The sequence below is a fragment of the uncultured Nocardioides sp. genome (assembly GCF_947489365.1).
In the GTDB taxonomy this organism is placed as follows: domain Bacteria; phylum Actinomycetota; class Actinomycetes; order Propionibacteriales; family Nocardioidaceae; genus Nocardioides.
In genome coordinates this window covers 199,870-212,666 of record NZ_CANLDB010000007.1, presented here as the reverse complement: position 1 = coordinate 212,666, position 12,797 = coordinate 199,870, and the positions used below count along the sequence as shown (strand labels likewise).

The window sequence follows — 12,797 nt, the reverse complement described above, 5'->3', positions numbered from 1 at the left end:
GAAACCAGGGGCCCGTGGGACGACGAGCACCCGACCACGCGCGCGGGCGACGCCCGTCGGGGGCGCCCCGGGGGATGCGCCACACTGGCGCCATGGGCAAGCAGGAGGACTTCGTCATCCGGGCGCTGGAGGAGCGGGACGTCCGCTTCGTGCGGCTGTGGTTCACCGACGTGCTGGGCTCGCTGAAGTCGGTCGCCGTGGCGCCGGCGGAGCTCGAGGGCGCGTTCGGTGAGGGCATCGGCTTCGACGGCTCGGCGATCGAGGGCTTCGCCCGCGTCCAGGAGGCCGACATGCTGGCCAAGCCGGACCCGTCGACGTTCCAGATCCTCCCGTGGCGCGGGGAGGGCCCCGCGACGGCGCGCATGTTCTGCGACATCGAGATGCCCGACGGCTCCCCGTCGTACGCCGACCCGCGGCACGTGCTGAAGCGGACCCTGCAGTCCGCGGCTGAGAAGGGCTTCACCTTCTACACGCACCCCGAGGTCGAGTTCTACCTGTTCAAGAACCCCCCGGAGCCGGGCGTCGAGCCGGTGCCGGTCGACCGCAGCGGCTTCTTCGACCACACCGCGCAGAGCCAGGGCGCCGACTTCCGGCGCGAGGCCATCACGATGCTCGAGTCGATGGGCATCTCGGTGGAGTTCAGCCACCACGAGGGCGGGCCCGGCCAGCAGGAGATCGACCTGCGGTACGCCGACGCGCTGAGCACCGCCGACAACCTCATGACCTTCCGCACCGTGATCCGCGAGGTGGCGCTCGGGCAGGGCATCTGGGCGACCTTCATGCCGAAGCCGTTCACCACCCACCCCGGGTCGGGGATGCACACCCACATGTCGCTGTTCGAGGGCGACTCCAACGCGTTCTTCGAGGCCGGCGCCGAGTACCAGCTCTCCGGCACCGCCCGCAGCTTCGTCGCGGGGATCCTGCGCCACGCCGCTGAGATCACCTGCGTCACCAACCAGTGGGTCAACAGCTACAAGCGGATCCTCGGCGGCGGCGAGGCCCCGTCGTACATCTGCTGGGGCCACAACAACCGCTCCGCGATGGTGCGGGTGCCGATGCACAAGCCCAACAAGGGCCAGTCGACGCGCATCGAGCTGCGCACGATCGACGCCGCGTCGAACCCCTACCTCGCGTACGCCGCCATCCTCGGCGCCGGCATGAAGGGCATCGAGGAGGGCTACGAGCTCCCGCGCGAGGCCGAGGACGACGTCTGGTCGCTCACCCACCGCGAGCGCCGTGCCCTCGGCATCGAACCGCTGCCCGGCAGCCTCGCCGAGGCGATCGAGGTCGCCGAGGGCTCCGAGCTGCTCGCCGACGTGCTCGGCGAGCACGTCTACGACTTCTTCCTGCGCAACAAGCGCGCCGAGTGGGACGACTACCGCGGCCACGTCCACGCCTACGAGCGGGACCGCATGCTGCCGGTGGTCTGAGGTGTCGTCCGTGTCGAGCCCCGCCCGTCCCACCACCACCACCACCAGCGGCCCGTTCCTGCTGGTGGGTCTCGTGCTCGCCAGCCTGCTGTGCGTCCTCTGCTACGTCGCGCCCGTGCTGTGGATCGTCGAGTGGCTCGACGACCCCGGTGACGACTACGCGGGCCTCGGCCTGGTGATCGGCGGCATCAGCGTCGTCCTCGTCTCGGTACCGACGCTCCTGGTCGTGATCGCCTGGGTGCTCGCCGCCCGGGCGCGGGCCACCCTCGCCGGCTGGTTCCTCCTGGTCGCCTCGGCCCTGCTCGTCCTCGCGGCCCCCACCGCCGCCGGTCAGCTGGTCTTCGGCGGGCTCGTGCTCCTCGCCACGGTGGCGGCCCTCGCGGCGGTCGCCTGCGCGATCACCGCCCTGGTCCGCGGCCGTCGTCCCGCCGCCCAGCGGTAGGTTCCGAGGGTGAGCGAGCCGGCCGAGACGCAGGACAGCCACCGACCCCGGGTGCTCGTCGTCCAGCACCAGGCCGACTGCGCACCCGCGTGGTTCGGGGCCTGGTTGAGCTCCGCCGGCTGCGACGTCGAGGTCCTCGAGCCCTGGCGCGGCCGACCGGCCCCCGACCGCCTCGACGCCGTGGACCCTCGGGACGCCGACGGCCTCGTCGTCCTCGGCGGGTCGATGGGCGCGCACGACGACGACACCGTCGCCTGGCTCGCGCCGGTCAAGGCGCTGCTGCGCTCCGCCGTGGCCGACGGGGTGCCGACGCTGGGCATCTGCCTCGGCCACCAGCTCCTCGCGGCCGCCCTCGGCGGGAGGGTCGCACCGAACCCCGCCGGCCAGACGGTCGGGCTCACCACGATCGGCTGGACCCCCGAGGCCGCCGACGACCGCCTCGTGGGGGACCTGGCGGGCGGGACGACGTCGCGACGCGGCGTGCACTGGAACGACGACGTCGTCCTCGAGGAGCCGTCGGGCACGGTGGCGCTCGCCCGCACCGCCGACGGTGCCCTGCAGGTCGCGCGCTTCGCCGCCACCGCGTGGGGGGTGCAGCTGCACCCCGAGGCCGACCGTGCCGTCGTCGAGCCGTGGGCGGAGGGGGACGCCGAGCGGCACGCCGCCCAGGGGCGGGACCAGGCCGCGCTGCTGGCCGCGATCGCCGACGCGGAGGAGGAGCTCGCGGCCGCCTGGGAGCCCCTGGCCCGCTCGTTCGCCGCGCTCTGCCAGGACCGCCGGGACCGCTGCCGGGACCGCGCCGCACGGCCGGCGGCGCAGCGGTGAACCGGGGCACGCTCCGCGGCACCCTGCTCCGTGCGGGGTTCGTCGACGCCGAGCGTGCCGAGACCAGCCTGCTCGCCCTCGGGGAGGGCGCCGACAGCCTCGTCGCGCCGCTGGGGGCGACCGCGGACCCCGACCGGGCGCTCGGGGCGCTCGTCGACGTCGCCGACGCCCTCGACGACCCCGCCGAGCTGTGGCGGGCGCTGGAGGAGGACGAGGGCACGGCCATGCGTCTGCTCAGCGTCCTCGGCGCGAGCGAGGCGCTCGGCCGCCACCTGCGCCGCCACCCCGAGCAGTGGCGCGAGCTGCGCGACCCGGCGCTGGGGTCGACCCGCCCCCCGGCGTACGCCCTGCGCGCCGCGCTCCTCGCCGCCGTCGGCGCCGAGGCCCACCCCTGGACCGGTCCGGAGGGGCCGGTGCCCGTCGCGTTGCTCGGGACGGGGGGCGCCGTGGGGGCGATGGACGCGCTGCGTGTCGAGTACCGCCGTCTGCTGCTGCGGCTCGCCTCCCGCGACCTGGCCCACCACCTGGGCGTCGACGACGTCGCCGCGGAGCTGTCGGACCTCGCCGCCGGGACCCTCGAGGCGGCGCTGGCCGTCGCCCGGGCGGTGGTGGGGGAGCGGCACGCCTGCGCCCGCCTCGCCGTCCTCGCGTTCGGCAAGTGCGGGGGTCACGAGCTGAACTACGTCTCCGACGTGGACGTCGTCTTCGTCCACGAGGCCGCCGACGGCGCGGACGACGACGAGGCGCGCCGCGTCGCCACCCGCCTCGCCTCCGAGCTCATCAAGGTCTGCGGCGAGCACACGGGCGAGGGCACGATCTGGCCCGTCGACGCGAACCTGCGCCCCGAGGGCTCGGCGGGCCCGCTGACGCGGACGCTCGCGGGCCACGTCGGCTACTACGAGCGGTGGGCCGCGACGTGGGAGTTCCAGGCGCTGCTCAAGGCCCGCCCGGTGGCCGGGGACGTCGAGCTCGGCACGGCGTACGTCGAGGCGCTGGAGCCGATGGTCTGGCACGCCGCGGAGCGGGAGAACTTCGTCGTCGACGTGCAGAAGATGCGGCTGCGGGTGGTCGAGCACATCCCCTCCGGTGAGGCCGAGCGGCAGCTCAAGCTCGGCTCCGGCGGCCTGCGCGACGTCGAGTTCGCCGTCCAGCTGCTGCAGCTGGTCCACGGCCGCGGGGACCCCGCGATCCGGCAGCCGACCACGCTGAGCGCGCTGGCCGCCCTCACCCGCGGCGGGTACGTCGGTCGCGAGGACGGGCAGGCGCTCCACGACGCCTACGCCTTCCTGCGCACCCTCGAGCACCGCATGCAGCTCGACGGGCTGCGGCGCATCGCCGTGGTGCCCGACGACGAGGAGACGCTGCGGCGCCTCGGCCGGTCCATGGGCGCGCTGCGCGACCCCGTCGGCGAGCTCGACCGCTGGTGGCGCCACCACCGTCGCGAGGTCCGCCGGCTGCACGAGAAGCTCTTCTACCGCCCCCTGCTGGGTGCCGTCGCCCGCATCCCGGGGGAGGACACCCGCCTGTCGCCCGACGCGGCGCGGACCCGCCTCGCCGCCCTGGGGTACGACGACCCCGCGGCCGCCCTGCGCCACCTCGAGGCCATGAGCGCCGGGGTCTCCCGGGCTGCCGCCATCCAGCGGACCCTGCTGCCGGTGATGCTGGAGTGGTTCGCCGACGCCCCCGACCCCGACGCGGGCCTCTTCGGCTTCCGGCGCATCAGCGAGAGCCTCGGCGACACCCCGTGGTACCTGCGCCTGCTCCGCGACGAGGGCCAGGTCGCGCAGCGCCTCGCCTCGCTGCTCGCGACGTCCCGCTACGCCACCGACCTCCTGCAGCGCGAGCCCGAGGGCGTGCGGATGCTCGGCGACACCCTGCGCCCGCCGGCCGCCGAGGCGCTCACCGCGGAGGTGCTCGGCGTCGCCCGTCGCCGGTCGGGCGCGGAGGACGCGGTGCGCGCAGTCCGCGGGGTCCGCCGCCGCGAGCTGTTCCGCACCGCCGCCGGCGACCTCAGCGGCACCCTCGACGTCACCGAGGTCGCGGAGGCGCTCTCACGCCTCACCGACGCCACCCTCGAGGCCACCCTCGAGATCGCGCTGCGCACCGTGGCCGAGCAGCGCGGGCTCGACGAGCGGCCCGCACGGATGGCCGTCGTCGCGATGGGCCGCTACGGCGGCTTCGAGCTGTCCTACGCCTCCGACGCCGACGTGATGTTCGTGGCCGAGGCCGCCCCGGGCACGGCGGGGGAGGACGACGCCCGGCTGGTGACGTCGTACGCCAACGCCGTGGTCGGCGAGCTGCGCCGCCTGCTGTCGCTGCCCGCCACCGACCCGCCGCTCGAGGTCGACGCCGACCTTCGTCCCGAGGGCCGGCAGGGTCCGATGGTCCGGACCCTGGCCTCCTACGAGGCGTACTACGCCCGCTGGTCGCACGTGTGGGAGTTCCAGGCGCTGCTGCGCGCGGACGCCGTCGTCGGCGACCCCGAGCTCCGGCGGCGCTTCCACGCCCTGATCGACCCGCTGCGCTTCCCGGCGGCGGGCCTCGACCAGGACGGGATCACCGAGGTGCGCCGCATCAAGGCGCGCGTGGACGCCGAGCGCCTGCCCCGCGGCGCGGACCGCCGTACCCACCTCAAGCTCGGCCACGGCGGGCTCGCGGACGTCGAGTGGACCGTCCAGCTGCTGCAGATGCAGCACGCCGGTCGGGTCGAGGGGCTCCGCACGCCCCGCACCCTCCCGGCGCTCGAGGCGGCCGTCGCCGCCGACCTCGTCGCCGCGGACGACGCCGCGCTGCTGGCCGACTCCTGGCGCCTGGTGAGCCGCCTGCGCAACGCGGTCACCCTGGTCCGCGGCAAGGCGGCCGACCAGATCCCCTCCGACCCGCGTGAGGCGGCCGGGGTCGCGGCGCTCATGGGATACGGGCCCGGCCACACCGACGAGCTGGTCAACGACCACCTCCGCACGACCCGACGGGCCTCCGAGGTCGTCGAGCGCGTCTTCTGGGGCTGAGGGCCCCGGTCCGCAGCCGGTCCGCAGCAGGTCCGCAGCAGGTCAGCAGGCGTTCGCAGGTGATTGCGGAGGTCTTGAGGAAGCCGTGCGGCGGCTTGCGTGAACCACACGAGTTCCGTGCTCCTGGGTCGGGTGGTGGCTTGAGGTCCGGCCTCCAGAGTTGTCACATCAACCAGTGACCGAGGCCGGGGGGCCGAGGCCGATCACACCAGGAGCTCGTCATGGGTCGCACCGCTCGCAAGACCGTGAAGTCCACCCGTCGCCGTACGTCGGCCAAGGTCCTCGCCTCCGTCGTCCTCGTCGCCGGCGCCGCCGGTGTCGCCGGCCTCGGCACCTTCGGTTCGTTCACCTCCAGCACCGCCGCCGACCAGGCGGTCTCCACCGGCACGGTGACGCTGACCTCGGCCGGCCAGGCCACCCGCGGGCTCGACGTCGCCGCCACGAACCTCGTCCCCGGCGACACCGTGCAGCGCGCGGTGCAGCTGACCCGGGCCAGCAACTCGGAGACCTTCGGCTCGGTCAAGCTGACCACGGCCGCCTCGGCCACGAACCTGCTGAGCACGGACGCGACGAACGGCCTCAAGCTGAAGGTCGACCAGTGCTCGGTCGCCTGGACCAAGGCGGCGGGCAGCAACGAGCTGACCTGCTCGGGCACCACCACCAACCTCGTCGCCCAGCGTGCGGTGATCGGTCAGAACCTCGACCTGGGCGCCGCCACGACCTCGCTGAACAGCGCCGACAAGGTCGCCAACCTGCGCGCCGAGCTGGTCCTGCCCACCGCCGCGGACAACACCTTCAAGAACCTGTCCACCACCATCACCTTCACCTTCGACGCCACCCAGCGGACCGCCGACTTCCGCTGAGTCACGTCACCCGGACCGCCGGGCGGGCGCTGACACCTGGGGGGGAGCAGCGCCCGCCCGGCACCACCTGCACGACCTGCACGACCTGAGGGGCCGCGACGGCACATGCCGTCGCGGCCCCTTCGTCGTACCCCGCCCGGCAGCACCGCCCGACGACACCGAACGACAGGTCCGCAGGCGATTGCAGAGCTCTTGAGAAAACCGTGCGCGGGCTTGATCGAACCTCGGGTGTTCCGTGCTCCCCGGACGGGTCCTGGCTTGAGCCTGCGCCGTCAGAGTTGTCACATCACCCAGTGACCGAGGCCGGGGGGCCGAGGCCGATCACCCAGGAGAACGACATGAGCAGCAAGGGCACCCGCAAGGCCGTGAAGACCGCCTCGAGGTCCAACCGCCGCAGCACCTCGGCGAAGCTCCTCGCCTCCGTGGTCCTCGTCGCCGGCGCCGCCGGTGTCGCGGGCCTGGGCACGTTCGGCTCGTTCACCTCCAGCACCGCCGCCGACCAGGCCGTCTCCACCGGCAGGGTCACCCTGAACTCGGCCGGCCAGGCCACCCGCGGCTTCGACGTCCCCGCCGCCAACCTGGTCCCCGGTGACACCGTGCAGCGTGCGGTGCAGCTGACCCGGGCCAACGACTCGGAGGGCTTCGGCTCGGTCAAGCTGAGCACGGCGGGTGCGAGCAACCTGCTGACCACGGACACCACCAACGGCCTGAAGCTCAAGGTCGACCAGTGCTCGGTGGCGTGGGTCAAGGCGGCGACCAGCAACGAGCTGACCTGCTCGGGCACGACCACCACCGTGGTCGCCCAGCGCGCGGTCATCGGTCAGAACCTCGACCTGGGTGCCAGCGTGAGGGACGCGCTGAACGGCTCCGGCAAGGTGGCGAACCTGCGCGCCGAGCTCGTGCTGCCCGTCGGTGCGGACAACGCCTTCCAGGGCCTGACGAACACCGTCACCTTCACCTTCGACGCTACCCAGCGGACCGCCGACTTCCGCTGAGCGGCCCCACCCGGACCGCCGGGCGGGCGCTGACACCTGGGGGGGAGCAGCGTCCGCCTGGCCTCATCACGCACCACCCGCACGACCAGCAGGGGCCGCGACGGCACACGCCGTCGCGGCCCCTTCGTCGTCCCCACCCCCGGTCGACGGACCGTTGAGGGGATCACGCAGGGCTCCGTCCGGACGGCGGTCTCGACGCGGTCGCTCGCCGGGACTCGCTCCCAGCTCGACCATGTCGACGACCGGCGGTCGTGCTCGTCGAGACCGTCGCGACGGCCGGGGCCTCGTCCCCGAACGCCGGCGCACGCCTTGGAGCCGCAGATCGCACGCACCCTCTGCGTGCGACCTGCGGCGCCGTGCCCGGACGGCGTGAGTCGACGCGGTCGCTCGCCGGAGCTGCTTCGCACCTCGACCATCTCCATCACCCCGATCACCTCGACGACCGGTGGGCTCGCTCCCTGCTCGACCACCTGGTTGCGGGAGCGTTGAGGAAGCCCACGGGTGGCTTGCGGGAACCTCCCGGGTTCCCTCGCCCGCCGGACGGCCCTGGCTTGAACCTGCGCCGCCAGAGTTGTCCTCATCAACCAGTGACCGAGGCCGGGGGGCCGAGGCCCATCACTCAGGAGCAGACCATGAGCAACGCCGCCAAGACCGTGAAGTCCACCCGTCGCCGCACCTCCGCGAAGGTCCTCGCCTCCGTCGTCCTCGTCGCCGGCGCCGCCGGTGTCGCCGGCCTCGGCACCTTCGGTTCGTTCACCTCCAGCACCGCCGCCGACCAGTCGGTCTCCACCGGCACGGTGACGCTGACCTCGGCCGGCCAGGCCACGCGTGGCCTCGACGTCGCCGCCACGAACCTCGTCCCCGGCGACACCGTGCAGCGCGCCGTCCAGCTGACGCGGGCCAGCACCTCCGAGACCTTCGGCTCGGTCAAGCTCACCACGACCGCCGCCTCCTCGAACCTGCTCACCACCGACGCCAACGGCCTCAAGCTGAAGGTCGACCAGTGCTCGGTCGCGTGGGTCAAGGCCGCGAACAACGAGCTGACCTGCTCCGGCACGACCACCAACCTCGTCGCCCAGCGTGCGGTGATCGGTCAGAACCTCGACCTGGGCGCCGCCACCACGTCCCTGAACAGCGCCGACAAGGTCGCCAACCTGCGCGCCGAGCTGGTGCTCCCGACCGCCGCGGACAACTCCTTCAAGAACCTGAGCAACACCGTCACGTTCACCTTCGACGCCACGCAGCGCACCGCCGACTTCCGCTGATCGACCGTCTGTCCCCGGGGTCCGCACCCCGCGCGGCGCCGGCCACGCCCTCCCGGGCGTGTCCGGCGCTTGCGCAGGTCTTGAGCAAGCCCACGGACACCTTGAGCAAACCTCACACGTTCCGAGGCCCTGCGGGACCTCCTCGCTTGAGCCTGTCCCGCCAGAGTTGACCCATCAGCACCCAGCCAGCAGCCACTCGCACAGGAGCCACCATGTCGATCGCCTCGCTCGGGCCGCGATCCTCCGACGTGCCGCGTCACCGCGGTCACCGCGCGGAGCGCGGGACCGCACCCCGCACGGCTGCCGCGCCGACGGTCTCCGGCACCAGGCGCACCGCCGCGGCCCGCACGACGGGTGCGCCGCTGCGCTGGCTCCGCCGGCTCGGGTCCGTCGTCCTCTGGGTCGTGATGGCCCTGGCCCTGGCCTCGTTCGCCTTCCTCGCGATCGGGCCGCACGTGCTCGGCTACCGCACCGCGACGATGCTGACCGGCAGCATGGAGCCCGGCATCTCGCCCGGCGACGTGGTCGTCTCCGTCCCGCGGCCCGCCTCCGACGTCGCCGTCGGCGACGTCATCAGCTACCACATCCCCGTCGAGGACCACCGCGTCGAGACCCACCGCGTGGTCGAGGTGTCGTACGCCGACGACGGGCTCCCCGTGGTCGTCACCAAGGGGGACGCGAACCCGAACAAGGACCCGTGGACCGCGCACCTCGCCGACGACACCGTCTGGCAGCAGGTCGCCGTCGTCCCGCACCTCGGCGAGGTCGTGCAGCTCATGCGCTCCCCGCTCGTGCAGAAGTACGTGTTCTGGGGCGGCCTGGGCGTCCTGATGATGCTCGTCCTCAGCATGATCTGGCGCGACGAGTCCGAGGACGAGGCCCGCGACGAGTCCGAGGGCTCTACGATCGTCCCCGCACACGCCGGCGGCGCGCCGGTGACCGGGCGGAGCGAGGAGTGAACATGACCGACGACCCCGTGACGGTCGCCGGCGAGCCCTCACTCGACCGCTCGGCCCTCGGCAAGCTCGCCTCCGACATGGAGGACGAGTCGTTCGCCCTGGCCTTCGCCCGCCGCTACCAGCAGCTGCTGGAGCGACGCGTCAGCCGCATCGAGAGCGCGCTCGAGGACGCCGACCTGGACCGTGCCATGGACGCGCTGCTCAGCCTGAAGGTCTCCTCGACCACCGCGGGGACCCGCGAGCTCGCAACCCTGGCCACCGGCATGGAGGCCGACGTCCGCACGATGGACCTCGGCTCCGCGCGTCGTCGCTGCGACTCGCTCCGCGACGCCGCCGCTCGCGCCGACCGTGCGCTGACGGCGTACCTGCGCGACTGAGGGGCTGGGCGCCGCTCAGGCGTTGACCGCGGCCTCCATGCGGTAGCCCACGCCGCGGACCGTGCGGATGAAGCGCTGGTCGCCGGCGCCCTGGCTCAGCTTGCGACGCAGGTTGCCGACGTGGACCTCGACGAGGTGGGTGTCGGAGGCCCACTCGTTGCCCCACACCGACCGCAGCAGCGCCTCACGGCTCCACACGCGGGCCGGCGTGCGCATCAGCTCGGTCAGCAGGTCGAACTCGGTGCGGGTGAGCTCCAGCTCCTCGCCGTTGCGGTGCACCTGACGACCGTCGACGTCGACGGTGAGCATGCCGTGGCGCAGGACCTCGTGGTCCTCGCCGGGCATCGCCGGGGCCGGGACCTCCGCGGGCACGGCCGCCTCGGCCTGCGGTCCACGCCGGGGACGGCGGAACATCGCGTTGACGCGGGCGGCCAGCTCGCGGGAGCTGAACGGCTTGGCCAGGAAGTCGTCGGCGCCCGTCTCGAGACCGATCAGCCGGTCCACCTCGTCACCGCGTGCGGTGATCATGACGACGTACGCGTCGGTCTCGGTGCGGACCCGGCGGCAGACCTCGAGGCCGTCCAGGCCGGGCAGGCCGAGGTCCAGGGTGATCAGGTCGGGGTCGAACTCCGGGACGGCGGTGACGGCGGACGGGCCGTCGTGCACGGTGCGCACCTCGAAGCCCTGCTTGGCGAGCGTGAAGCCGATGAGCTCGCTGATGTCCTCGTCGTCCTCGACGACCAGGGCGCGCCGCTCCGCCGTGCCAGGGATGCTCATGAGCGCAAGGATGCCAGACCTTGCGGCTTCCTTGAGCAGGAACACTCAGGGCGCTTGCGTCCGTCCCGACACACTGGTGACACCGGTCGGGGGGCCGGCGTACTCACGCTGACGGGAGGGATCGATGACAGACCACGTCCGACGCGCCGTCGTCGTCGTCCTGACCGCGCTCGCGCTGCTCGTCGCACCGCAGATCGCGCACGCGGCGTTCCTGGGCACGGCGTCCCAGAGCATGACCGTCAGCACGGCCACGCTCACCGAGCCCGGCAACGTCGGGCTGACGAACCAGTGCAGCGGGAACTTCCTCGGCCGGGGCGTCACCGTCACCGTCAGCGGGTCGAGCGGCAACGACTTCACCGGGGTCGAGTTCGCCTACGCCCTGTACCGGGGCTCCAGCGCCACACCGGTCGACTCCGAGACGTCGACGTCGCGGTCGGCCACCCTCTCGGTGCCGGCCCAGCTGTTCGCCGGCGGATCCTTCCGGGTGACCATCCAGCCCCGCCTGCGGAGCTGGACCGGCCCGACGTTCACCCGCACCATCACCTGCTGACGCCCCGGCCGAGCCCGCCGTACGGTCCCTCACCGGGCGCGGTCAATCCTGACTGTAGGGTCGCGGCATGCCGCTGCCCGAGGTCCTCGCCCGCCCGCTGCGCCTGCCCGTGGTCGCCTCGCCGATGTTCATCGCGTCCGGCCCGGCCCTCGTCGGCGCCCAGTGCCGCGCCGGCGTCATCGGTTCCTTCCCCGCGCTGAACGCGCGACCCGCGTCGGTCCTGGACGAGTGGCTGTCCGAGATCGAGGAGGGCAACGCGTCGTATGCCGCGGCGAACCCGGACGCCCTCGTCGCTCCGTTCGCGGTGAACCAGATCGTGCACCGGTCCAACTCCCGGCTCGAGGAGGACATGGCGACGATCGTCGAGCACGAGGTGCCGATCGTGATCACCTCGCTGGGCGCCCGCACCGAGATCAACGACGCCGTGCACTCCTACGGCGGCATCGTGCTGCACGACGTCATCCACGACCGCTTCGCCCGCAAGGCCGTCGAGAAGGGCGCCGACGGCCTCATCGCCGTCGCGGCCGGCGCCGGCGGGCACGCGGGCGCGCAGTCGCCGTTCGCGCTGCTGGGGGAGATCCGGCAGTGGTTCGACGGCCCGCTGCTGCTGTCGGGCGCCATCGCCCACGGCCGGTCCGTGCTCGCGGCCCTCGCCGCCGGTGCGGACTTCGCGTACGTCGGCTCGGCGTTCCTCGCGACGACCGAGGCCAACACCGAGCAGGACTACAAGCAGATGGTCGTCGACTCGGGGGCGGGCGACATCGTCTACTCCGACCTGTTCACCGGCGTCCACGGCAACTACCTGCGCGGCAGCATCGAGGCCGCCGGGCTCGACCCCGACTCCCTCCCGACCTCCGACCCCTCCGCGATGGACTTCGGCTCCGCCGACGACAAGGCCACCTCCGCGAAGGCCTGGAGCCAGGTGTGGGGCTCCGGCCAGGGCATCGGCGCCGTCGACGCGGTCGTGCCCGCCGAGGAGCTCGTCGCCCGCCTCGAGCGCGAGTTCGACGAGGCCCGCGCCCGCCTCGCCTCCCTCACCGCCTGACCGCCGAGTCGGCACGTCTGCGCAGCTGTACGGGGTCGAGTCAAGCCGCCACGGCCGAGCTCGCGAGGCCGTGACGCGGCGCAGGTCGAGCGAGCGCGTGGCCGAGCCTGCGAGGCCACGACCGCGGGTCGAGACCCGGTGAGGCGGACAGCTGCGGCGACCGGGCGGCGTACGGCTGCGCAGACGTGCCGACTCGGCGGTCCTGGGGTGCGCAGACGTGCCGACTCGGCGGTCCTGGGCTGCGCAGACGTGCCGACTCGG

At 73.4% G+C, this 12,797-nt stretch carries 12 protein-coding genes; 11 read left to right on the top strand and 1 reads right to left on the bottom strand.

Annotated elements, in window-relative coordinates; translation table 11 throughout:
- The first annotated feature begins 92 nt into the window (after nt 1-92).
- The 9 genes from Q0858_RS18200 to Q0858_RS18160 all read left to right on the top strand — a co-directional run bounded on the left by Q0858_RS18200 (nt 93) and on the right by Q0858_RS18160 (nt 10,164).
- Nucleotides 93-1,430, top strand: coding sequence for a glutamine synthetase family protein (locus Q0858_RS18200; RefSeq protein WP_299057511.1), 1,338 nt, complete (start codon nt 93-95; stop codon nt 1,428-1,430).
- A 10-nt stretch (nt 1,431-1,440) separates the two neighbouring features.
- The gene (locus Q0858_RS18195) at nt 1,441-1,872 is read left to right on the top strand and encodes a hypothetical protein (protein WP_299057509.1); all 432 of its coding nucleotides are present in this window, start codon (nt 1,441-1,443) and stop codon (nt 1,870-1,872) included.
- Nucleotides 1,873-1,881: 9 nt separating this feature from the next.
- Entirely contained in the window at nt 1,882-2,697 is an 816-nt protein-coding gene (locus tag Q0858_RS18190) for a type 1 glutamine amidotransferase (RefSeq protein WP_299057506.1), read from the top strand.
- Entirely contained in the window at nt 2,694-5,705 is a 3,012-nt protein-coding gene (locus Q0858_RS18185; RefSeq protein WP_299057503.1) for a bifunctional [glutamine synthetase] adenylyltransferase/[glutamine synthetase]-adenylyl-L-tyrosine phosphorylase, read from the top strand. The genes Q0858_RS18190 and Q0858_RS18185 overlap by 4 nt, the downstream gene beginning before the upstream one ends.
- A gap of 221 nt (nt 5,706-5,926) precedes the next feature.
- Nucleotides 5,927-6,568 carry a TasA family protein gene (locus Q0858_RS18180; RefSeq protein WP_299057501.1) on the top strand — a complete coding sequence of 214 codons (642 nt, stop codon included), beginning with the start codon at nt 5,927-5,929 and terminating at the stop codon, nt 6,566-6,568.
- 338 nt (nt 6,569-6,906) lie between these two features.
- Nucleotides 6,907-7,563 (top strand): hypothetical protein, encoded by a 657-nt coding sequence (locus Q0858_RS18175; protein WP_299057499.1) that lies wholly within the window; start codon nt 6,907-6,909, stop codon nt 7,561-7,563.
- A 632-nt stretch (nt 7,564-8,195) separates the two neighbouring features.
- A complete protein-coding gene (locus Q0858_RS18170; RefSeq protein WP_299057497.1) occupies nt 8,196-8,828 on the top strand; it encodes a TasA family protein in 633 nt (210 codons plus the stop codon).
- 212 nt (nt 8,829-9,040) lie between these two features.
- Nucleotides 9,041-9,787, top strand: coding sequence for a signal peptidase I (locus Q0858_RS18165; RefSeq protein WP_299057495.1), 747 nt, complete (start codon nt 9,041-9,043; stop codon nt 9,785-9,787).
- A gap of 2 nt (nt 9,788-9,789) precedes the next feature.
- On the top strand, nt 9,790-10,164 hold the full coding sequence (locus Q0858_RS18160; RefSeq protein ID WP_299057492.1) for a hypothetical protein: 375 nt from the start codon (nt 9,790-9,792) through the stop codon (nt 10,162-10,164).
- Between the two features lie 15 nt (nt 10,165-10,179).
- Here Q0858_RS18160 and Q0858_RS18155 read toward each other — a convergent pair whose 3' ends face one another.
- The gene (locus Q0858_RS18155) at nt 10,180-10,941 is read right to left on the bottom strand and encodes a response regulator transcription factor (protein WP_299057489.1); all 762 of its coding nucleotides are present in this window, start codon (nt 10,939-10,941) and stop codon (nt 10,180-10,182) included.
- A gap of 124 nt (nt 10,942-11,065) precedes the next feature.
- On the opposite strand from Q0858_RS18155, the gene Q0858_RS18150 reads away from it, so the two are divergent.
- Both Q0858_RS18150 and Q0858_RS18145 read left to right on the top strand, forming a co-directional pair.
- Complete coding sequence (locus Q0858_RS18150) at nt 11,066-11,491, top strand: hypothetical protein (RefSeq protein WP_299057486.1); 426 nt, start codon at nt 11,066-11,068, stop codon at nt 11,489-11,491.
- Between the two features lie 67 nt (nt 11,492-11,558).
- Nucleotides 11,559-12,536: a nitronate monooxygenase family protein gene (locus Q0858_RS18145; RefSeq protein ID WP_299057483.1), complete on the top strand. Its 978-nt coding sequence runs from the start codon at nt 11,559-11,561 to the stop codon at nt 12,534-12,536.
- Nucleotides 12,537-12,797: the final 261 nt, after the last annotated feature.